A 20157-nucleotide genomic window follows, 5' to 3' on the forward strand; every position below is an offset into this window, starting at 1 on the left:
AAGTGACTAACATCGTTTCACCGTTTTTAAAACCTTTTGACAGGTCGCTCATTGTTCAGTTTTCAAGGAACAAATTCATTCGTTTCGTTCGCCCATGTCTCAGCGGCGACTTGATTAATATATCACAGGGTTTATAAACAATGCAAGAGGTTTTTTAAAAAAATTATGCACATGTTCATAAACCTGTGATATCAGCGGTACGATCGCATATTCAGCGCATACCGCGACAGTTCCTTCGGTGAAGCAATCCGGGCATACATGCGGAAAATGACCTTATATCGTTTGGCGATCGCCGTTTTGATATCGCCGTCTAGCCGGGAATCGTTCAAATCGAGCAGCATTTCGTCAAGTTCTTTGCGTAGGACGTAGTCGAGTTCTTTACATTCTTTGTCGTTGAACAAAATTCCAAGCATAACGCCAGCGGCCCCCTTCAATTGATCAGCCGTAAACATCGGCCGATAAGATGAAACCCGCTTCTGTTCGAAAGGCTGTGCAAACCGGTTCCATCTTACAAAAACGGCGCTTATCGCATGTCGCGATAACCGCCGCTTTATTGTTATGCTCAATTAATTGGAAATTTATTACTTCCCGAGCAACCAAACTGTCACAGTGCTTTCAATAACGGCCGCAATTATTAACATGATTACAATTAGCACCATGACAGGCAGCGTTCGCAGAACATATTGCTCAAGCTCTTGTCCCCAGCCGCTGCGCCTTGTAAAGAGGGTTCCGAGCCCTTTTAGCATCATTCTGCCGAATCTAAGCCCGTACGCGCACGCTATAACAATGGCTGCAAGCTCGATGATTCCATGAGGAAGCAAGCCTTTGACCACAATCGTGAATAGTTCCGCGCTTCCTTGCTCCGCCATCTTGTTGATCAAATAGCCGAGCATCATTCCATTAATGGCCAAAAACACAATCGGCACGATGCCAAATAACGATCCTATGTACATGACGAGAATCGCTTTGATCGCATTATTAAAGAAAATAAACAGCATTAAATACAAGGTCGGATTGGAGCTTTCATTAATATTTTGCGCGATTTGCCGGAGGCCGCTCATCTGGCTGTTGATAAAGGCTTCCAAAGCTGGATTGGTCGCGCCTACAACGATGCCTGCCAATAGAAATATCGTACTGAACGCTATATAATGCCGCATCGACTGCAAATGACGAAACACTTCTCTCGGGGCGAACATGGCTTAAAATCACCTCTTTGGGCTGTTTTTAAGAAACGAAGAATAAGTTGGTGGTACGAGCATAGATTGTACTAGAACAAGCCCTAATCGGAGAGGAGCGCTAGTGGGATGAATATGTTTTATGTGATGAACGGACGAAAGCTGAAGCGTTATTTTCTTGCCACGGTCGGCATTTTGTTCGCTGCCGGTGTCATCTACGCGGAGAAAGACAATATTACCGTATTTGCCCCGAACCAGCCTGCGGCCATTTACAGTGTGCCGACCGACAAGAAGGTCATCGCTTTGACGTTTGATATCAGCTGGGGGGAGAAACGAACGGAACCGATTCTGGAGGTCTTGAAACAGAAAGAAGTGAAGAACGTGACGTTCTTCCTCTCCTCTCCTTGGAGCCAAACGCATCCGGATATCGTCAAAAAAATCGTGGATGCCGGCTACGAGATCGGCAGTCACGGCCACAAGCACGACAATTACAGCACATTTAGCGATGAAGAAATCCGCAATCAAATCGAGACGGCTCAAAATATTTTAACGTCCGTTACCGGCAAAACGCCGAGCTTGATCCGCTTGCCGAACGGCGATTTCGATAAACGGGTTCTACGCATCGCAGAACAGATGAATTATAAAGTAATCCAGTGGGATACCGATTCGCTCGACTGGATGAATATCGGTACGGAGAAAATCATTAACCGCGTGGTCAGCAAAGCTCACCCTGGCGATATTATTTTGATGCATGCCAGCGATTCCGTAAAGCAGACGCATGAAGCGCTGCCGGCGATTATCGATCAGCTGCGTTCCAAAGGCTATGAATTCGTCACGGTATCGGAGTTGATTGCCCAAACCGAAGTCCAAGGCAAAACGGTGCAGGATAAAACGACCATGTTCGAGCAGCTTGACGCTTCAGCCATGCAATAGTTCATCAGGTAAATTAAACAGCCGGCTTCGCATTCGATGCGGAGTCGGTTGTTTGTTCTTTGCGCACGAGCCGGTGCAGCAGCAGAATTTGGTAGGCATTACATGCGAACATCGGAATGATCATAAAGATGATTGCCGTCACGTTGCTCTCCTCGCCCCGAATGGTTTGCCATGATTCAAGCAGCGTCACCACAATCATAAGAAATAGCGTCGGAACAAACGCGTTTTTGTTCGTCAGCTTGGCCTTATAGGAAGCAACGGCCCATGATGCAAACAGCAAACCAAGCGGAAGCACCCAGTAAATCAAGTTGTTCTCCAGCTTAACGCGGTCTAGGTACAACAGGTACCCGATCATGCCGAGCATAAATAGCGTCGTGTAAGCCTGCAGCGCGTTCCAAAGGTAGTTTTTGCGAATAACGCCAAGGGCGATGTAATTCAAGGTTAAGTAGGCAAAGAAGCCCATTTGGCTGAAGGCACCAAACAGGAGGCCGACCAGCGCCATCATGAGAGCGTTAAAGCCCGCAGCCTCAAAGCCCATAAAGCCAAAGGAAGCATCGGTCCACTGCATCACGCTTCCGACAATCGTCGTGACGACTCCGCCTACTGCCATTGTGCTCCAAAATAAGAAGAACCATTTTCGTAAATTCACGTTTTTCCAACTCCACCATGTTCATAATGTCTACACTATCCTTCATTTTACCATGTCCGATGCAAAAAGCCATGTCGCTTCCATGATAATACGTTGAACATTGTCGCATACTACAAACACCAACATGCCGCAATTCCAGAAGGGAGACACTGACATCATGTTAAAACGATCTGCATGGCTTAGTGCCCTCATCGTCCTGACATTCATCCTGTCAAGCTGCGGTTCGGCGCCGACCAGCACAGCCAGCGAGCCCATCAGCTATAAAGACATGAAGTCCATGGTAATTGACATACTGAAGACCGAAGACGCCCAAAAGGCGCTCCAAGAGTCTGCTACCGCTTCGCTAGGAGGCAGCGGATCAGGTATAAAGCTGCTGTCCGTACAAGATCAGGAGCAAGTCCGATTAGCCGTTAAAGAAACGCTCGTTTCGCCGGAATACGATAAGGTGATCCAGAAGCTGATGACCGATCCCCGCTTCGCCGGTGAATTCTCGAAGGCCGTGAACAAGCAAAACAAACAAATTCATAAGGATTTATTGAAGGATCCTACGTACCAAAAAGACCTAATCCAGGTTATGAAAAGTCCAGAGATGGACAAAATGATCCTCGAAGTGCTGCAAAGCACCCAATATCGCAAGCAAGTGATGACCATTATGCAGGAATCGATGCAAAGCCCGCTTTTCCGTTTGGAAATTCTAGACCTTCTGAAGAAGGCCGTCAATGAAGAACTTAAACCGAAACCGGACGAGAAGGTTCAAAAGCAAAAAAGCGGCGGTGAAGGCGAAGGCCAAGGTGAAGGTGAAGGCGAAGGTGACGGCGGCGGCGAGGGCGAAGAAGGCGGTATGGGTGATCAAGGCGGCGGTTGATTAAGTCTAGATAGCAAAAAGCCAGTACTCCGCATGCGGAATACTGGCTTTTTTTGTTAAGGCTTGTATAAGGCTCTTAGGCCTCGCACTTGGCGATCACGCGCTCGGCGATGTCTAAGTATAGACGGCCTGTATCGGTATCGGCCTTGTATACGGATGGAGCAAAATCCGGCTCGGACACATGGTTGTCCGGCGCGCCGAGCGGAATTTGCGCCAGCAGCTCGGCATTGAGCGACTCCGCCAGCCTTGCCCCGCCCCCGCGGCCGAAGACGTATTCATGCTCGCCGCTTTTGCTTACGTAGTAGGACATGTTTTCCACGATCCCGATAATCTCGTGCTCGGTCTTAATCGCCATCGCGCCTGCGCGTGCCGCAACGAATGCGGCCGTTGCATGCGGCGTCGTCACGATGATTTCCTTGCTATGCGGAATCAGCTGATGCACATCCAATGCGACGTCGCCCGTACCCGGCGGCAGATCAAGCAGCAGGTAGTCGAGCTCGCCCCATTCAATTTCCGCAAAGAAATTGCGGAGCATCTTGCCGAGCATAGGGCCCCGCCAAACGATCGGCGCATTATCTTCGACGAAGAAGCCCATCGACATAACGCGAACGCCGAACTTCTCAATCGGAATGACGCGTTCGTTCACGACCTGCGGGCGCTCCTCGATGCCCATCATATCAGGTACGCTGAAGCCGTAAATGTCGGCATCGATTATGCCGACTCGCTTGCCCTTGCGGGCTAAGGCGACCGCGAGATTGACGGTCACCGTGGACTTGCCGACGCCGCCCTTGCCGCTGGCGACGGCAATGAACTGCACCCCGCTGCTGGCGTTCAGCAGCGGGTGTGCCTCCAGCCCGGCCCCGTGCCCTCGTACGGGGCCTGGGCCTGCGGCCTGCTGCGGCGCTGCCTTGGCGGCGCCGCCAGGGCCTGGGCCGCCCGCGGCGGCCTGCGCAGCCGCGGGCTGCTGCGCCGCAGGCGCGCCTTCGCCGGCGCGAAACCGGCAGTGCACGGTTTCGGCGCCGGCGGCTGCAAGCGCCGCTTGCAGCGCAGCCTCAAGCGCGTGCTGCGCGCCAGCGCCTGCTCCTAGGACCGTCAACGATACTTGACCGTCCTTAACCATCACATCGCGGAAGGTGATACGGCTGCCTTCCGCATTATATGGGGCCGCCGCAGCTTCGGCGGCCTCTAATGCTTCTACGCGGGTCAACATGATCATTCGTCTCCTCTTGTCCTTGAATAATTGCGCTTATATCAGCTCATAAGGATGTACTTGCTCCATTATATCAAGACCAAGACCCTGTTCCAAGCCGCGGTTATTCGCTGCCGGCCGCGTCAGCCCCGGCATCCGCCCCGGTGGAAGTCCCCCACTTCTCTCCTGCCGTAAACCGCAGGATACCCTGATAAATCGACGCGGCCACCTTTTTCTGGTATTCCGCATCCGCCAGCCTTGCCGCCTCGCCCGGATTGGACAGGAAGCCAACCTCCACGAGCGCGCTGGGCACCTCGTCCATCGCCTTGAGCAGATAGACGGTATTTACCGTAGCCGCAACCCGGTCCGTATTCGCCAGGTTCCTCCGGATCTCGTCTTGAATCAGCGAAGCGAGCACCGCATTTTCCGGCAGGTTCGGGTAGAAGAAGGTTTGCGCGCCGGACCATCGCGGCGATGGTATGCTGTTCATGTGAATGCTAAGCAGCAAGGAGGCGTTCTTGTCTTTAATGAATTTCACCCGATTGACGAGGTCCTGCGTCTTCCGCTTGCTGATCTTGGACGTCCCTTCATCCGCCAAATCATAATCGCCCTCCCGCGTCATGACGACGATCGCCCCGGCCTGCTGCAAGTAATCCCGCAGTTGCAAGGCAATGGCCAAATTGAGGTCCTTCTCCACCATCCCCTGCTTGCTGACCGCGCCTCCGTCTACACCGCCGTGTCCTGCATCAATCGCAATGATTTTGCCGGATAAAGGCAGTGTCCAGTACGTCCATGTTCGCGAGGCGGGCACTTTCTGCGTCAGCAGGATCACGGTTAACATCACCGCAACCACGCCCAAAGAAATGCGTACAGCTCCGCGGTACGTTATCCAGATGACGAAACGCTTTCGTACTCCACGCATACAAAAAGCCACCCCAATCTCCATGCGATGATCATGCACAGGAGTTGTCCTGTACTCTTTATCATCCTATGGGACGAGGTGGCCCGTTATGCGAACCTGGAAATTAATTCACTGGTTGTTCGGCCATGCCTTCAATCAAAATTTTCGCCACTTCCGGACGCGAGAATTCCGGAGGAGGGCAAACGCCGTCGCGCAGCAGCGCGCGTACTTTCGTACCGGACAGCGTCAAGTGGTCTTCTTTGCCGTGCGGGCACGTTTTGCTTGAAGCCATATTGCCGCACTTTGTGCAGAAGAAGCTGTGCTCGAAGTACAGCGGGGTAATGCCGAGCTCTTCAGGCGTAAACGTGCGGAGCAGCTCCTGCGCCTCGTACGTGCCGTAGTAGTCGCCTACGCCTGCGTGGTCGCGGCCTACGATAAAGTGCGTGCAGCCGTAATTTTTGCGCACCATCGCATGGAAAATCGCTTCGCGCGGGCCTGCATAGCGCATAGCCGCAGGGAATACGCCAAGGAACGTGCGATCGGCTGGGTAATAGTTCTCCAGCAAAGCAATGTAGCTTTTCATCCGAACGTTAGCAGGAACGTCATCCGATTTCGTTTCGCCAACAAGCGGATTCAGGAACAGCGCATCAACGATTTCCATTGCGCACTTCTGGATATACTCATGCGCGCGGTGTACCGGGTTGCGCGTTTGGAAACCGACAATCGTGCGCCAGCCTTTCTCTGCAAAGATTCTTCTCGTCTCAGCCGGATCAAAATAGAACTCATTGAACTTCTCCGGCACCGGACGGTTCAATACCGTGATTGGACCGCCTACATAGGTGTTAGGACGGCCGTAAAGCTTCGCAACGCCAGGGTGCGCAATATCGTCCGTCTTGAACACGTTCACCGCTTCGTGCTTCTGATCGACGCTGTAGATGCTTTCGATATCGATAGTGCCATATACAATGCCGTCTTCGCCAACTAGCGCAGCACGCTGTCCAGCGGAAAGCTCGGAAGCCTTCGCTTCTTCGACGGCAAGCGTGATCGGAATGCTCCAAACCGTTCCGTCAGCAAGGCGCATCCGCTCAACGACCGAACGGTAATCCGCTTCATTCAAAAAGCCGGTCAGCGGGGAAAACGCGCCGACGCCGATAAGATCCAAATCCGATACTGCCCAAGTATTCAAAATGATGACCGGTAGTGCTGCTGCCTCTGCCAGCAGCGCATCGCGCTCTGCTCCGCTTGCGACTCGGTTGACGAGTACGCCGCCGTGTGGCTTAATGCTGCTCATAGCTCCTGTTGCCTCCTAAAAGTTTTTCAATTTCTTATTTATGCAGTCCGCATTCAGTTTTCTCTTGACCCGACCAACGTCCGGCACGAGGATCTTCGCCCGGCATAACCTGGCGCGTGCAGTACTCGCAGCCGATGCTTGGATAGTGGTTGTCATGCAGCGGATTGTAGAAAACGTTATTTTCGCGGATGTATTGCCATACATCCTCGGATGTCCAGTTTGCAATTGGGTTGAATTTCACCAAACCGAATTTCGTATCGTACTCGATCTTCTTCGCATTCGCACGAGTAGGCGCTTGGTCGCGGCGGATGCCTGTGATCCAAGCTTCATATTTGGAAAGAATTTGCGTGAGCGGATCCACCTTGCGGATATTGCAGCAGTGTGTTGCATTCGATTTCCACAACTCTTCGCCAAATTGCGCGGCTTGCTCTTCCGGCGTAATCGCTGGAGATACGCGCACGAATTTCAGGTTGTAGATTTCCTCCAGCTTATCGCGCGTCTCATACGTTTCTTTGAAGTGAAAGTCCGTATCCAGATAGAAAATATCTGTCTTCGGGCTGATTTTTTGCAGCATATCGACAAGCACGACATCTTCCGCGCCAAAACTGCATGCGAAGGTAATGTTCGGGAATGTTTCAACGGCGAACTTAATAATTTCCTGTGGCGTCGCGGTTTCGAGTTCTTCCGCTTTTTGCTTGATGAGCGCTTCTTTTTCAAACAAGTTCATGATGATGCCCCTCCATATTAAATTCCTAGTAAATCAATCTACATTAAATTATACGTCCATTGCGCGAATTGTTCAATGTTTTAAATCAGCCAATATGATGAAAAAATGCCTCCTCTGCAAGCAGAGAAGGCATTCGAGTAAGGCTGTATTAACGTTTCGAGAATTGTGGCGCGCGACGTGCCGCTTTAAGACCGTATTTTTTACGTTCTTTCATACGTGGGTCACGAGTCAGGAAGCCCGCACGTTTAAGTGCTGGACGGAATTCCGGATCTGCTTTAAGCAGAGCGCGGGAGATGCCGTGACGGATAGCGCCGGCTTGACCGGAGATACCGCCGCCGTGTGCGATAACCAAGATGTCGTATTTGCTTGCTGTCTCAGTAAGAGCAAGCGGTTGTTTAACGATCAGCTTCAGTGTTTCCAAACCGAAGTAATCATTCAGGTCACGTTTGTTGATAATGATTCGTCCTTCACCCGGCACGAGACGTACACGTGCTACAGAGTGTTTACGACGACCGGTTCCATAGTATTGAACTTGTGCCATGAAACTGTCCTCCCCTTATTAACCGCGAAGTTCGTAAACTTCTGGATTTTGTGCTGCATGCGGGTGTTCCGATCCTGCGTATACTTTAAGCTTAAGCTTCATTTTGTCGCCCAAGCGGTTTTTTGGAAGCATGCCGTGGATCGCTTGCTCCAACACTTGCTCTGGCTTGTTCTTGATCATGTCCTGAGCCGGAGTTACTTTAAGTCCGCCTTGGTACATGGAGTGACGGTAGTACATTTTGTTTTGCAGTTTCTTACCTGTCAGGTGAATTTTCTCCGCGTTGATAACAACGACGAAATCGCCTGTGTCAACGTGTGGAGTAAATTGTGGTTTGTGCTTGCCGCGGATCAGGCTAGCAGCTTCGCTCGCAAGGCGGCCAAGCGTTTTGCCTTCTGCGTCAATGACGTACCATTTGCGTTCAACTTCATTTGGCTTAGCCATGTAGGTAGTGCGCATGGATGATCCTCCTTCTTCATTCAAACAATCGTTCTCATGTATAATGTTACATTACCGTTTTATACGGCTCATTTACTCTTTTAGATGTTGCAATTGGATGGCGATCTTAGTCGGGGCTGTGGGAGAGCCACTAAGAAAGCACAAGTTATATTCTACTACACTGAAGAGACAAGTGCAAGTAAATTATTTAGGCTTTATGCCATGAAAGGACTGGTAAACGAGGTTAATTATCGTATACGACTTCCCAAAGGGTCAGTCCATGAGACATGGCAGTCGGACCCGCCAAAGATCGATCCTTCGCCTCCAAGATCCGCTTGAAATCTGAAGCGTCAAGCTTGCCTTCCCCAACCCAAAGCAAGGTGCCCATAATGATTCTTACCATATTGTAGAGAAAGCCGTCACCTGTTATGAATAGCTCCAGCTTCCCTTCGCTATCCATCAGTTTCGCATCCGAGATCGTACGAACATGAGACACTTTCGTCGAACGAAGCGACGCAAAGGAAGTGAAATCATGTGTACCGATCAAGGCGGACAAGGCTTCTCTCATCTCCGGCAAACGAAGAGGCATGGGATAATGAAAACGGTAGTTCCTCTCGAACACGTCCGCAAACTTGTTCGTATCGATGGTATACCGATACGTTTTCTGTCTTGCGTTGTAGCTCGCATGAAAATCCAGCGGAACTTCATCGGCCTTCAAGACGGCAATGTCATCCGGCAGTCTGGCATTGAGCGCTAACGCCCAACGATCGATCGGAATACGCGAGGCGCACTGAAAATTAATCACTTGCCCCCGGGCATGCACGCCAGCATCCGTTCTGCCGGACGCAATGATGTGGACCTTCTCACCCGTCAACACGTAAATCGCTTTCGTCAGCACATCCTGAACCGTATTCCCGATCGGCTGTGTCTGAAAGCCATGATACGTCGTTCCGACGTAACTGATAACCATCCGTATGTTTCGCATCCCACACCTCCTCTCTGCTTTCGCTTAAGGGCAACAAAAAAAGGTGGCCGCTAGGTCCACCCTTTCCGAGAAGAAACAACTGCGACACCGAAAGTGCCGCAAGTGCCGTCCCTTCTTTCTACGCGCGATCAACCAGTTCCAAGTAAACCATAGGCGCCGCGTCGCCGCGACGAGGACCTAGTTTCAAGATACGCGTATATCCGCCCGCACGCTCCGAGTAACGGGTAGCCAGTTCGGAGAACAATTTTTGAATTGCATCCTGTTCACCAAGAGTCTCACGGCGAACGAAAGCTGCAACTTGACGACGCGCATGCAGATCGCCGCGCTTAGCAAGCGTGATCAGCTTCTCAGCGATTGGACGAAGCTCTTTCGCTTTCGCCTCAGTCGTTTGAATGCGCTCATACAAGAACAAGTCAGTGACGAGATCACGGAACAATGCTTTCCGGGAGCTAGCGTCACGGCTCAATTTAGAATATGCCATCGAAATTTCCCCTCCTTAAAACAGTCTTACGACCTTTAGTCTACGCTGCTTGTTATTCTTCCATGCGGAGGCCAAGACCGAGTTCTTCAAGCTTCTCTTGAACTTCTTCCAAAGACTTCCGACCCAGGTTACGCACCTTCATCATGTCTTCTTCCGTTTTCGTGATCAGCTCTTGGACGGTGTTGATTCCTGCACGCTTCAGACAGTTGTAAGAACGTACCGAGAGATCGAGCTCTTCGATCGTCATCTCAAGTACTTTCTCCTTCTTGTCTTCTTCCTTCTCAACCATGATCTCAGCATCTTTCGCTTCGTCGGTCAAGCCAACGAACAGATCCAGGTGCTCAGTCAAAATTTTGGCGCCGAGGCTAACCGCCTCTTCCGGTCGAATGCTTCCGTCGGTCCAAACTTCAAGTGTGAGCTTGTCGTAGTTGGTCACTTGACCAACACGAGTATTCTCAACAGTGTAGTTAACACGAGTAATCGGTGTGTAGATCGAATCTACTGGGATGACGCCGATCGGCTGATCTTCCCGCTTATTGCGATCTGCTTGCACATAACCGCGTCCGCGGTTTGCAAATACCCGCATATGGAGCCGTGCACCGGAGGCCAGCGTCGCGATATGAAGATCAGGGCTTAAAATCTCGACATCGCTGTCTGCGCGAATATCGCCAGCCGTAACGTTGCCTTCGCCTTCCGCATCAATTTCCAATACCTTCTCCTCGTCGGAATGGATCTTTAGCGAGAGGCCTTTGAGATTCAGGATGATTTCGGTTACGTCCTCCATCACTCCTGGAACCGTAGAGAACTCGTGAAGTACACCGTCGATTTGAACAGAGGTTACCGCTGCACCAGGCAGCGACGACAGCAGGATCCGGCGAAGGGAATTCCCGAGCGTCGCTCCGTATCCTCTTTCAAGCGGCTCTACAACGAACCGTCCGTACGTTCCATCCTCGTTAAGTTCTACGGTTTCGATTTTCGGCTTTTCGATCTCAATCACTAATAGTACCCTCCCTCAAAACGTCGCTCCGTTACCATTATCGCGTTTGCAGTCAAATCATGTAGTATGGCAAACCTTCACAACCATTATTCACAAGTTGCAGCAATTTGATACCACAAATTTTGACTATACGCGACGACGTTTTGGCGGGCGGCATCCGTTGTGCGGAACTGGAGTAACGTCTTTAATAAGGTTAACTTCCAGACCTGCGGCTTGAAGCGAACGGATTGCTGCTTCGCGGCCTGCGCCAGGACCTTTAACCATTACTTCGACAGTTTTCATGCCATGTTCCATAGCCGCTTTTGCTGCGGATTCAGCAGCCATTTGAGCCGCGAACGGCGTGCTCTTACGGGAACCTTTAAAGCCGAGGTTACCCGAGCTTGCCCAAGAAATCGCGTTTCCGTGCGGATCTGTAATCGTAACGATCGTATTATTGAATGTCGAGCGGATGTGTGCTACGCCGCTGTCAATATTTTTACGGTCACGACGTTTCGTACGAACCACTTTTTTTGGTTTAGCCATGTTCGGTTATCCCTCCTTCTTATTTCTTCTTGTTCGCTACAGTCCGGCGAGGACCTTTACGCGTACGAGCATTAGTTTTCGTGCGTTGACCACGAACCGGAAGACCACGACGGTGACGAACACCACGGTAGCAGCCGATCTCGATCAAACGTTTGATGTTAAGCGAGATTTCACGGCGAAGGTCGCCCTCTACTTTAACCGTTTTATCGATTGTTTCGCGCAGTTTGCTGACTTCATCTTCCGTCAGATCACGAACGCGAGTATTTTCGCTAATACCGGTTGTGCTCAGAATTTTATTAGCAGTAGTTCTGCCAATACCGAAGATGTACGTCAGAGCGATGACAACGCGCTTATCACGCGGTAAGTCTACACCAGCAATACGTGCCATGTACCGTTATCCCTCCTTTATCCTTGTTTTTGTTTGTGTTTCGGATTTTCACAAATAACCATAACATTGCCTTTGCGGCGAATGACTTTACATTTCTCGCAAATCGGCTTGACCGACGGTCTAACCTTCATTGTGATTACCTCCCGAATTCTTTCGGCGGCAGACCAGGCGCATGCGCGGCCTACTTCCGATAGGTAATGCGTCCTCTAGACAAATCATAAGGCGACAATTGAATGACTACTTTATCTCCCGTCAGAATGCGAATGAAATGCATTCTGAGCTTGCCCGAAACGTGGGCGAGGATTTGGTGTCCATTCTCAAGTTCAACCTTGAACATGGCGTTAGGTAGTGGTTCGATGACCGTACCTTCGACTTCAATGACGTCTTCTTTGGCCATAGTCATTCTCCTTTCCCTTGCACAGCCTTCTGAATAGCATAACGCAGCTTTGCGTTAGTAACACGGCCGGTTTCCCGCATGCTGTCAGCCACTTCATGACTGACGACCGGTTGCATCAGAAGATGCAGTACGTTCTTCTTCTTCGATTGATCGAAGCGCCGCTTGTCACCGTCTGCTACAAGGACAAAACGGTCATCCAGAACCTGAACGATCACGGCATATGAGCCTTCGTCTTTTCCTCTAAGCACCTTAACTACGCGGCCGATCTCCGGCATATATTCCAATGCACTCAACCTGCCTGCTCCCTGGATAGGGTTAAAATTTCGCAGCCATCCGCCGTGATGGCAACCGTGTGCTCGAAGTGAGCGCACCAGCTGTTATCCTGCGTAACGACTGTCCAATTGTCCTCCAGCGTACGCACATATCGCTCACCGATGTTGACCATCGGCTCTATCGCCAATACCATTCCTGGTTTAAGACGAGGTCCGCGATCGGGTAATCCATAGTTCGGAATTTGCGGTTCTTCGTGCAGATCTGCACCAATGCCATGCCCCACAAAATCACGAACGACCGAAAAACCAGCAGCTTCAATCACTTGTTGAATCGCATGCGAGATGGTAAACAAGCGAACATCCGGCTTCACGAGTGCGAGACCCGCATAAAGCGACTGTTCTGTAATGTCGAGCAGCCGCTGGGACTCTTCACTAATATTCCCTACACCGTAGGTCCAGGCGGAATCGCCATGGTAACCTTGATACTGTGCACCGATATCAATGCTGATGATGTCGCCATCGTTCAGCTTGCGTGAATCTGGAATGCCGTGAACCAGCTCATTGTTAACAGAAGCGCAGATGCTGGCAGGAAATTGATTGTACCCTTTGAAAGAAGGTATCGCGTCCTGACTGCGAATGTACGATTCAGCAATATCGTCCAACTCTTTGGTCGTAATGCCGGGACGAATAGCTTGCTTGAGCAAGCGATGCGTATCCGATACAATTCGGCCAGCTATTCTCATAAGTTGCAATTCCGATTCGGACTTGCAAATGATCATTCTGCTTTTCCCCGCAGGCAGCTAACGATGTCAGCTGTAACTTCGTCGATTTCCTTCTCGCCGTCTACTTCGCGCAAAACCGCTTTGCTTGAGTAGTAATCAAGCAATGGAGCTGTTTTGGAGATGTATTCGTCAAGACGCGTGCCTACTTTTGCTTCCGTATCGTCTGACCGCTGATACAGCTCGCCGCCGCATTTATCACAAACGCCTTCTTGCTTCGGCGGGTTGAACATGACATGGTAAGTGGAGCCGCATGCTTTACAAATGCGACGACCGGTCAGACGCGCAAGCAGCAGACCGCGGTCAACCTTCAAGTTAACAACGTGATCGATACTGCGTCCCATTTCAGCCAACATCCCGTCCAGCGCTTCGGCTTGCTGCAGCGTACGAGGAAATCCATCAAGCAGGAAGCCGCCGTTGCAATCCTCAAGCGCAAGGCGCTCACGAACGATGCCGTTCGTAATTTCATCGGGAACAAGAAGACCTTGATCCACGAATTCTTTTGCCTTAACGCCGAGAGGCGTGCCTTGCTTCATTGCCAAACGGAAAGCATCGCCAGTCGAAATGTGCGGCACTTTGAAAGTGTCCACGATCCGTTCCGCCTGTGTGCCTTTGCCAGCGCCCGGAGGGCCCATGAATAAGATGTTCATTAGCGTGTTCCTCGCTTTAAACATAATAGGCTCGGCCGGGTCCCGCCACATGGTAGATGTGCGGAAGCCCGCATGCGAACCTATTGTTATTTATTGATAAACCCTTTATAGTGGCGCTTGATCAATTGCGTCTCGATTTGCTTCATTGTATCCAGTGCAACACCGATTACGATAAGCAGCGAGGTTCCGCCTAACTGCACGTCACGAGGCAATCCAGCGAGCGAGCCGAATAGTACCGGCAAGATCGAGATGATCGACAGGAAGATCGCACCGCTGAGTGTGATCCGCGACATGACGCGAGTAATGTAGGAGGATGTTGGTTTACCTGGACGTATGCCCGGAATGTAACCACCATTCTTCTTCATTTGATCGGCCATCTGTACCGGATTGATTTGCACGAACGTGTAGAAGAACGTGAAAGCGATAATCAGAATTACGTACAACACCATGCCAAGCGGCTTGTCGTAGTACATATGAGTCTGAACCCATGTTGCCCAAGCTTGTGTCGACCAGAAGTTCGCGATCGTAACCGGGAACATCAGGAGCGAAACTGCGAAGATAACCGGGATAACACCTGCACCGTTAACTTTCAGCGGAATGTGGGTCGATTGACCACCGTACATTTTCCGGCCAACAACACGTTTAGCGTATTGAACCGGAATTTTCCGAATCCCTTGCTGTACGAAGATAACGCCGACAATAATTGCGATGACCGCAACTAAGATCAGAACTACCTTGAAGACGTTAAGGAAAAGGTTGCTTGCATCAACAAATTCCTGTGTGTAGATCGAACGAATGTGCCCAGGTATTGCTGCTACGATACCGGCAAAGATGAGGATCGAAATCCCGTTACCGATGCCTCTCTCCGTAATCTGCTCACCGAGCCACATTAGGAAGGCTGTTCCTGCTGTTAGGATTATCGCAATCATAATATAATCCGTGAACGTTGCACCAGGAATCATATCATACTGATATTGTCTGTTAAAACCGATTGCGGTACCGAAACCTTGTACAAGGCCTAGAACGATTGTACCGTAACGGGTGATTTGAGCAAGTTTGCGTTTTCCGTTCTCGCCTTCCTTCGCCCATTCAGCGAATTTAGGGATAACGTCCATCGACAAGAGCTGTACGATGATCGATGAGGTGATGTAAGGCATGATCCCGATCGCGAAAATCGAGAACTGGAACAGTGCACCACCGGAAAACGTATTGAGCAAACCAAACAATTCAGAACCGGCCTGATTCGTTGCTGTAAATACATCTTTGTTAACGCCCGGCACCGGAATGAAGGAACCGATACGATAAACTAACAAGATGAACAACGTGAACAGGATCCGCTTGCGAAGGTCTTCCACTTTCCAAATGTTGGACACGGTCTTGATCAATTAGATCACCTCGGTTTTACCGCCGGCAGCCTGGATTTTCTCTACCGCAGATTGAGAGAACTTGCTTGCTTTTACCGTAAGTTGAACTGTGATTTCGCCGTTACCCAAGATCTTGATTCCGCTCTGTGGGTTCTTAACGATACCTTGCTCAAGCAGCAGCTCAGGTGTTACTTCTGTGCCAGCTGCAAAGCCGTTCAACTCATCGATGTTCACAATCGCATACTCTTTACGGAACGGGTTATTGAAGCCGCGCTTAGGCAAACGACGGTACAATGGGTTCTGACCGCCCTCGAATCCTGGGCGAACGCCGCCGCCGGAACGAGCATTTTGACCTTTGTGACCGCGACCGGCTGTTTTACCGTTACCGCTACCGATACCACGGCCTTTACGGAAGCCCTCTTTACGAGAACCCGGTGCTGGTGAAAGTTCATGCAATTTCATCGTGCGTTGCACCTCCTTATGGTTTTGCGTTGCTTTCTGTACGAGTTCGGCCTTTCGTTAGGCAAAACTCGTCTTGAAAGCACACTTGTTGAAGCGATATATCTGGTTTAAGCCATTAATTAAGCTTGTACTTCTTCCACTTTAACCAAGTGGCTGACATGAGTGATCATGCCACGGATAGCTGGGCTGTCACTGTGGACAACCGATTGACGAATTTTGCGAAGACCGAGCGTAGCAACAGTCGCACGCTGTTTCTCGTTACGACCGATCAGGCTGCGAACGAGGGTGATTTGCAATTTTGCCATCGTATTCTCCTCCTTAGCCCAAAAGCTCTTTTACAGTTTTGCCACGAAGTTTAGCAACGTCCTCGGCACGCTTCAGACGGGAAAGTCCTTCGAGTGTCGCGTTAACCATGTTCATGGAGTTAGAAGAACCAAGCGATTTGGTCAGAATGTCGCCTACACCTGCAAGCTCAAGAACGGCACGAACCGGACCGCCTGCAATTACTCCAGTACCTTCAGATGCTGGTTTAAGCAATACGCGGCCAGCGCCGAAGTGTCCGAGCACTTGATGTGGGATTGTTGTTTTTACGAGTGGAACATGGATCAGGTTTTTCTTCGCATCTTCGATACCTTTGCGGATTGCATCCGGTACCTCGCCAGCTTTACCGATCCCTGCGCCGACATATCCTTTACCGTCACCTACAACTACCAGCGCGCTGAAGCTGAAACGGCGTCCGCCTTTTACTACTTTCGCTACACGGTTGATTTGAACTACTTTTTCAGATAGTTCCAACGTATTTGGATCGATACGCAAGTCGACTTACCTCCTTCATAAGTATTATCGTTTAAAACTCAAGTCCTGCTTCGCGAGCTGCATCAGCCAGTGCTTGAATTCTGCCATGGTACAAGTAACCTCCGCGGTCGAAAACCACTTGGTCAACGCCTTTCGCTTTAGCGCGAGCTGCGATGACTTCGCCGATTTTGCGAGCTGCCTCGATGTTGCCGCCATTGCTGAATTGCTCTGCGACTTCTTTGTCAAGCGTGGACGCAGATGCGACCGTTACGCCTTGAACATCATCAATCAGTTGAGCGTAGATGTGCTTGGAGGAACGGAATACAGAGAGACGCGGACGCTGCGTAGTTCCGTTGATTTTCTTACGCACACGCAGGTGACGTTTGAGACGCGCTTTGTTTTTATCGCCTTTTGTAATCATTCGTTGTACACTCCTTTCCTTGTGTCCTTATGAAGCTATCCGATCAAGCAGCTTTAAGCGGCTGCTTATTTCTTCTTACCAGCCTTACCTTCTTTACGAAGGATACGCTCGCCTTCGTACTTGATACCTTTGCCTTTATACGGCTCTGGCTCGCGTACGGAGCGGATCTTCGCAGCAGTTGCACCAACGAGTTCTTTGTCGATGCCTTTCACGATGATCTTCGTGTTCGAAGGAACTTCGAACTCGATGCCGCTCTCTGGCGTGATTTCAACTGGGTGCGAGTAACCAACGTTAAGTACGATTTTCTCGCCGGATTTGTTTGCACGGTAACCAACGCCTACAAGCTCAAGGTTTCTTACAAAACCTTCAGTTACACCGTTAACCATGTTAGCGATGATACTGCGAGTTGTACCGTGTAGGGAACGATGCAATTTATTGTCGGAAGGACGCTCAATTGTAATCACGTTGTCGGCGATCACCACTTTCATATCCTTGTGGATTTCGCGGCTCAGTGTACCTTTAGGTCCTTTGATAGTGATAAAGCTGTTGTCCAAGTCGATGTTTACGCCACCTGGAACTTGGATCGGTTTACGGCCAATACGAGACATTGTTACACCTCCAATCGTTGTGACAGTTAATTACCAAACGTAGCAGACGACTTCGCCGCCGGATTTCGATTGGCGAGCTTCTTTATCAGTCATAATTCCTTTGGACGTGGAAATGATCGCCATTCCCAAGCCACCAAGTACGCGAGGCACTTCAGTGCTCTTCGTGTAAACGCGCAGACCCGGTTTGCTGATACGTTTCAGCCCCGTAATTACACGCTCTTGGTTAGGGCCGTATTTCAAGAAAACACGGATAATCCCTTGTTTGTTATCTTCGATATACTCGGCATCGCGGATAAAGCCCTCGCGTTTCAAAATTTCAGCGATTTGCTTCTTCACTTTCGAAGCAGGCATTTCTACGGTCTCATGACGCACAACGTTTGCGTTGCGAATGCGTGTAAGCATATCTGCGATCGGATCAGACATAACCATTGTGTAAACCTCCTTCCCGAACTAGGCTGATTACCAGCTTGCTTTTTTAACGCCAGGAATCTGGCCTTTGTATGCTAATTCACGGAAACAAATCCGGCAAATTTTAAACTTTTGCAAAACGGAATGCGGACGACCGCAACGTTCGCAGCGTGTATAAGCCTGCACTTTGAATTTAGGAGCACGTTGCTGCTTAACCTTCATCGAAGTTTTTGCCACTTGGTATTACACCTCCTGTGGATTACTTCGTAAACGGCATGCCCAGTTGGGTCAGCAGTTCACGAGCTTCTTCGTCCGATTTTGCCGTCGTGACGATGACGACGTCCATACCGCGCACTTTGTCGACTTTATCATACTCGATCTCCGGGAAGATCAGCTGCTCTTTCAAGCCGAGTGTGTAGTTGCCGCGACCGTCGAACGCTTTGTTCGATACGCCGCGGAAGTCACGTACGCGTGGAAGTGTGACATTGAACAGTTTATCAAGGAAGTAGTACATACGCTCGCCGCGCAGCGTTACTTTAACCCCGATCGGCATGTTCTCGCGAAGTTTGAAACCTGCGATCGATTTCTTCGAGCGAGTTACAACCGGCTTTTGACCAGCGATCAAACGCATGTCTTCAACAGCAGCGTCAAGTACTTTCGAGTTAGCAACAGCTTCACCAACACCCATGTTGATAACAACCTTCTCGATTTTAGGCACTTGCATTACTGTTGTATAGTTGAACTTCTGCATAAGAGCAGGAGTGATTTCATTCAGGAAACGATCCTTCATTCTTGCTGCCATGTAACGTGGTCCTCCTTTCCGTTTCGGTCAATTAATCAATTACCTCGCCGGATTTTTTCGCGATCCGGACTTTATTACCGTTATCCAACACTTTGTAGCCGATCCGAGTTACTTTACCGCTCTTAGGATCGATGTGCATAACGTTGGAAACATGAATCGCCGCTTCTTGCTCGATAATGCCGCCTTGCGGATTAGCTTGCGAAGGACGAGTATGCTTCTTCACCATATTGACGCCTTCGACGAGTACGCGGTTTTGGCGAGGATACGCAGCAATTACGCGGCCTTTTTTGCCTTTGTCTTTACCGGTAATGACCATAACCGTGTCGTCTTTTTTCACGTGCAATTTATTGTTGTGGGATTCCAACACTTTTTTCAACCGTGGCATGAGTTACACCTCCTGCTTCCCTGCGCGGAATGCGCAAAGTACATATTAGATAACTTCCGGAGCTAGCGATACGATTTTCATGAAGTCGCGGTCGCGAAGTTCACGAGCAACTGGTCCAAAAATACGTGTGCCGCGCGGGCTTTTGTCTTCTTTAACGATAACCGCTGCATTCTCATCGAATGCGATGTAAGAACCGTCTTTACGGCGTACAGCGCGCTTCGTACGAACGATAACCGCTTTAACTACATCACCCTTTTTGACAACGCCACCGGGTGTTGCTTGTTTGACGGAGCAGACGATCAAATCGCCGATATGGCCAACACGACGTCCAGTACCACCTAGTACACGGATGCACATCAGTTCTTTTGCGCCGGAGTTGTCAGCGACAGCCAAACGTGTAAATGGTTGAATCATTTCAACGTCCTCCTTTCGGGAAAATGCTTACTACGAAGCATTTTTACAAAATAACAGCAGATTCAACGATCTCGACTAAACGGAACCGTTTGTCTTTCGAAAGCGGGCGAGTTTCCATGACTTTGACGATATCGCCGATCTTCGCCTGGTTGTTCTCGTCATGCGCTTTGAATTTCTTCGTATATTTAATACGTTTGTGGTACAGCTCATGTTTTTTGTAAGTCTCAATGGCAACAACGATTGTTTTGTCCATTTTGTCACTTACTACTTTACCGATTTGAACTTTGCGGTTATTACGTTCGCTCATGTTCATCCTCCTTC

Annotated in this window: 33 protein-coding genes; 2 read left to right on the forward strand and 31 right to left on the reverse strand. The window is 50.0% G+C overall.

Going from position 1 to position 20157, the window contains the following annotated elements; genetic code table 11:
- Positions 1 to 191 precede the first annotated feature (191 nt).
- On the reverse strand, positions 192 to 413 hold the full coding sequence (locus DL346_RS28165) for a hypothetical protein (RefSeq protein ID WP_112885733.1): 222 nt from the start codon (positions 411 to 413) through the stop codon (positions 192 to 194).
- Positions 414 to 581: 168 nt separating this feature from the next.
- Positions 582 to 1196, reverse strand: coding sequence for a stage II sporulation protein M (locus DL346_RS28170; RefSeq protein ID WP_112885734.1), 615 nt, complete (start codon positions 1194 to 1196; stop codon positions 582 to 584).
- A 108-nt stretch (positions 1197 to 1304) separates the two neighbouring features.
- Here DL346_RS28170 and pdaB point away from each other — a divergent pair, with 108 nt between their 5' ends.
- Positions 1305 to 2108 carry a polysaccharide deacetylase family sporulation protein PdaB gene (gene pdaB / locus DL346_RS28175; protein ID WP_112885735.1) on the forward strand — a complete coding sequence of 268 codons (804 nt, stop codon included), beginning with the start codon at positions 1305 to 1307 and terminating at the stop codon, positions 2106 to 2108.
- Between the two features lie 13 nt (positions 2109 to 2121).
- On the opposite strand, the gene DL346_RS28180 is transcribed toward pdaB, so the two are convergent.
- On the reverse strand, positions 2122 to 2757 hold the full coding sequence (locus DL346_RS28180) for a KinB-signaling pathway activation protein (protein WP_165822713.1): 636 nt from the start codon (positions 2755 to 2757) through the stop codon (positions 2122 to 2124).
- Positions 2758 to 2914: 157 nt separating this feature from the next.
- On the opposite strand from DL346_RS28180, the gene gerD reads away from it, so the two are divergent.
- Positions 2915 to 3622 (forward strand): spore germination lipoprotein GerD, encoded by a 708-nt coding sequence (gene gerD, locus DL346_RS28185; RefSeq protein WP_165822714.1) that lies wholly within the window; start codon positions 2915 to 2917, stop codon positions 3620 to 3622.
- 76 nt (positions 3623 to 3698) lie between these two features.
- On the opposite strand, the gene DL346_RS28190 is transcribed toward gerD, so the two are convergent.
- The 28 genes from DL346_RS28190 to rpsQ all read right to left on the reverse strand — a co-directional run bounded on the left by DL346_RS28190 (position 3699) and on the right by rpsQ (position 20143).
- The gene (locus DL346_RS28190; protein ID WP_112885794.1) at positions 3699 to 4832 is read right to left on the reverse strand and encodes a P-loop NTPase; all 1134 of its coding nucleotides are present in this window, start codon (positions 4830 to 4832) and stop codon (positions 3699 to 3701) included.
- A 103-nt stretch (positions 4833 to 4935) separates the two neighbouring features.
- Entirely contained in the window at positions 4936 to 5733 is a 798-nt protein-coding gene (gene cwlD, locus DL346_RS28195; RefSeq protein WP_112885737.1) for an N-acetylmuramoyl-L-alanine amidase CwlD, read from the reverse strand.
- 103 nt (positions 5734 to 5836) lie between these two features.
- On the reverse strand, positions 5837 to 7003 hold the full coding sequence (gene sat, locus DL346_RS28200; RefSeq protein WP_112885738.1) for a sulfate adenylyltransferase: 1167 nt from the start codon (positions 7001 to 7003) through the stop codon (positions 5837 to 5839).
- 34 nt (positions 7004 to 7037) lie between these two features.
- Positions 7038 to 7730 carry a phosphoadenylyl-sulfate reductase gene (locus DL346_RS28205; protein ID WP_112885739.1) on the reverse strand — a complete coding sequence of 231 codons (693 nt, stop codon included), beginning with the start codon at positions 7728 to 7730 and terminating at the stop codon, positions 7038 to 7040.
- A 148-nt stretch (positions 7731 to 7878) separates the two neighbouring features.
- Positions 7879 to 8271 carry a 30S ribosomal protein S9 gene (rpsI, locus tag DL346_RS28210; protein ID WP_090986288.1) on the reverse strand — a complete coding sequence of 131 codons (393 nt, stop codon included), beginning with the start codon at positions 8269 to 8271 and terminating at the stop codon, positions 7879 to 7881.
- A gap of 18 nt (positions 8272 to 8289) precedes the next feature.
- A complete protein-coding gene (rplM, locus tag DL346_RS28215) occupies positions 8290 to 8727 on the reverse strand; it encodes a 50S ribosomal protein L13 (RefSeq protein WP_112885740.1) in 438 nt (145 codons plus the stop codon).
- A gap of 223 nt (positions 8728 to 8950) precedes the next feature.
- On the reverse strand, positions 8951 to 9691 hold the full coding sequence (truA, locus tag DL346_RS28220) for a tRNA pseudouridine(38-40) synthase TruA (RefSeq protein WP_112885741.1): 741 nt from the start codon (positions 9689 to 9691) through the stop codon (positions 8951 to 8953).
- A gap of 118 nt (positions 9692 to 9809) precedes the next feature.
- A complete protein-coding gene (rplQ, locus tag DL346_RS28225) occupies positions 9810 to 10172 on the reverse strand; it encodes a 50S ribosomal protein L17 (protein ID WP_112885742.1) in 363 nt (120 codons plus the stop codon).
- 52 nt (positions 10173 to 10224) lie between these two features.
- Positions 10225 to 11169: a DNA-directed RNA polymerase subunit alpha gene (locus tag DL346_RS28230; RefSeq protein ID WP_112885743.1), complete on the reverse strand. Its 945-nt coding sequence runs from the start codon at positions 11167 to 11169 to the stop codon at positions 10225 to 10227.
- A 126-nt stretch (positions 11170 to 11295) separates the two neighbouring features.
- Positions 11296 to 11691, reverse strand: coding sequence for a 30S ribosomal protein S11 (gene rpsK / locus DL346_RS28235; protein ID WP_112885744.1), 396 nt, complete (start codon positions 11689 to 11691; stop codon positions 11296 to 11298).
- Between the two features lie 19 nt (positions 11692 to 11710).
- The gene (gene rpsM, locus DL346_RS28240; RefSeq protein ID WP_112885745.1) at positions 11711 to 12079 is read right to left on the reverse strand and encodes a 30S ribosomal protein S13; all 369 of its coding nucleotides are present in this window, start codon (positions 12077 to 12079) and stop codon (positions 11711 to 11713) included.
- Positions 12080 to 12096: 17 nt separating this feature from the next.
- Positions 12097 to 12210 carry a 50S ribosomal protein L36 gene (gene rpmJ, locus DL346_RS28245; RefSeq protein WP_003333770.1) on the reverse strand — a complete coding sequence of 38 codons (114 nt, stop codon included), beginning with the start codon at positions 12208 to 12210 and terminating at the stop codon, positions 12097 to 12099.
- 50 nt (positions 12211 to 12260) lie between these two features.
- Positions 12261 to 12476: a translation initiation factor IF-1 gene (gene infA, locus DL346_RS28250; RefSeq protein WP_015847200.1), complete on the reverse strand. Its 216-nt coding sequence runs from the start codon at positions 12474 to 12476 to the stop codon at positions 12261 to 12263.
- Between the two features lie 2 nt (positions 12477 to 12478).
- Positions 12479 to 12751, reverse strand: coding sequence for a KOW domain-containing RNA-binding protein (locus DL346_RS28255; protein WP_112885795.1), 273 nt, complete (start codon positions 12749 to 12751; stop codon positions 12479 to 12481).
- 14 nt (positions 12752 to 12765) lie between these two features.
- Positions 12766 to 13527 carry a type I methionyl aminopeptidase gene (map, locus tag DL346_RS28260; protein ID WP_112885746.1) on the reverse strand — a complete coding sequence of 254 codons (762 nt, stop codon included), beginning with the start codon at positions 13525 to 13527 and terminating at the stop codon, positions 12766 to 12768.
- The gene (locus DL346_RS28265) at positions 13524 to 14177 is read right to left on the reverse strand and encodes an adenylate kinase (RefSeq protein WP_112885747.1); all 654 of its coding nucleotides are present in this window, start codon (positions 14175 to 14177) and stop codon (positions 13524 to 13526) included. The genes map and DL346_RS28265 overlap by 4 nt, the downstream gene beginning before the upstream one ends.
- Positions 14178 to 14263: 86 nt before the next feature.
- The gene (gene secY / locus DL346_RS28270; protein ID WP_112885748.1) at positions 14264 to 15562 is read right to left on the reverse strand and encodes a preprotein translocase subunit SecY; all 1299 of its coding nucleotides are present in this window, start codon (positions 15560 to 15562) and stop codon (positions 14264 to 14266) included.
- Positions 15563 to 16003 (reverse strand): 50S ribosomal protein L15, encoded by a 441-nt coding sequence (gene rplO / locus DL346_RS28275; protein WP_112885749.1) that lies wholly within the window; start codon positions 16001 to 16003, stop codon positions 15563 to 15565.
- A 119-nt stretch (positions 16004 to 16122) separates the two neighbouring features.
- A complete protein-coding gene (rpmD, locus tag DL346_RS28280) occupies positions 16123 to 16308 on the reverse strand; it encodes a 50S ribosomal protein L30 (protein ID WP_090986308.1) in 186 nt (61 codons plus the stop codon).
- Positions 16309 to 16321: 13 nt separating this feature from the next.
- A complete protein-coding gene (rpsE, locus tag DL346_RS28285) occupies positions 16322 to 16819 on the reverse strand; it encodes a 30S ribosomal protein S5 (protein ID WP_112885750.1) in 498 nt (165 codons plus the stop codon).
- Positions 16820 to 16850: 31 nt separating this feature from the next.
- Positions 16851 to 17219, reverse strand: a complete 369-nt coding sequence (rplR, locus tag DL346_RS28290; RefSeq protein ID WP_112885751.1) for a 50S ribosomal protein L18 — start codon at positions 17217 to 17219, stop codon at positions 16851 to 16853.
- Positions 17220 to 17284: 65 nt separating this feature from the next.
- Positions 17285 to 17827: a 50S ribosomal protein L6 gene (gene rplF, locus DL346_RS28295; RefSeq protein ID WP_112885752.1), complete on the reverse strand. Its 543-nt coding sequence runs from the start codon at positions 17825 to 17827 to the stop codon at positions 17285 to 17287.
- A 30-nt stretch (positions 17828 to 17857) separates the two neighbouring features.
- A complete protein-coding gene (rpsH, locus tag DL346_RS28300; protein ID WP_112885753.1) occupies positions 17858 to 18256 on the reverse strand; it encodes a 30S ribosomal protein S8 in 399 nt (132 codons plus the stop codon).
- Between the two features lie 30 nt (positions 18257 to 18286).
- Positions 18287 to 18472: a type Z 30S ribosomal protein S14 gene (locus DL346_RS28305; protein ID WP_090583249.1), complete on the reverse strand. Its 186-nt coding sequence runs from the start codon at positions 18470 to 18472 to the stop codon at positions 18287 to 18289.
- 22 nt (positions 18473 to 18494) lie between these two features.
- Positions 18495 to 19037, reverse strand: coding sequence for a 50S ribosomal protein L5 (gene rplE, locus DL346_RS28310; protein ID WP_112885754.1), 543 nt, complete (start codon positions 19035 to 19037; stop codon positions 18495 to 18497).
- Between the two features lie 31 nt (positions 19038 to 19068).
- The gene (gene rplX / locus DL346_RS28315; protein ID WP_112885755.1) at positions 19069 to 19422 is read right to left on the reverse strand and encodes a 50S ribosomal protein L24; all 354 of its coding nucleotides are present in this window, start codon (positions 19420 to 19422) and stop codon (positions 19069 to 19071) included.
- A gap of 45 nt (positions 19423 to 19467) precedes the next feature.
- Positions 19468 to 19836, reverse strand: a complete 369-nt coding sequence (gene rplN, locus DL346_RS28320) for a 50S ribosomal protein L14 (RefSeq protein ID WP_090583243.1) — start codon at positions 19834 to 19836, stop codon at positions 19468 to 19470.
- 43 nt (positions 19837 to 19879) lie between these two features.
- Positions 19880 to 20143, reverse strand: a complete 264-nt coding sequence (gene rpsQ / locus DL346_RS28325; RefSeq protein WP_112885756.1) for a 30S ribosomal protein S17 — start codon at positions 20141 to 20143, stop codon at positions 19880 to 19882.
- Between the last annotated feature and the right edge of the window lie 14 nt (positions 20144 to 20157).

Source organism: Paenibacillus montanisoli, from assembly GCF_003268025.1.
Lineage (GTDB): Bacteria > Bacillota > Bacilli > Paenibacillales > Paenibacillaceae > Paenibacillus_Z > Paenibacillus_Z montanisoli.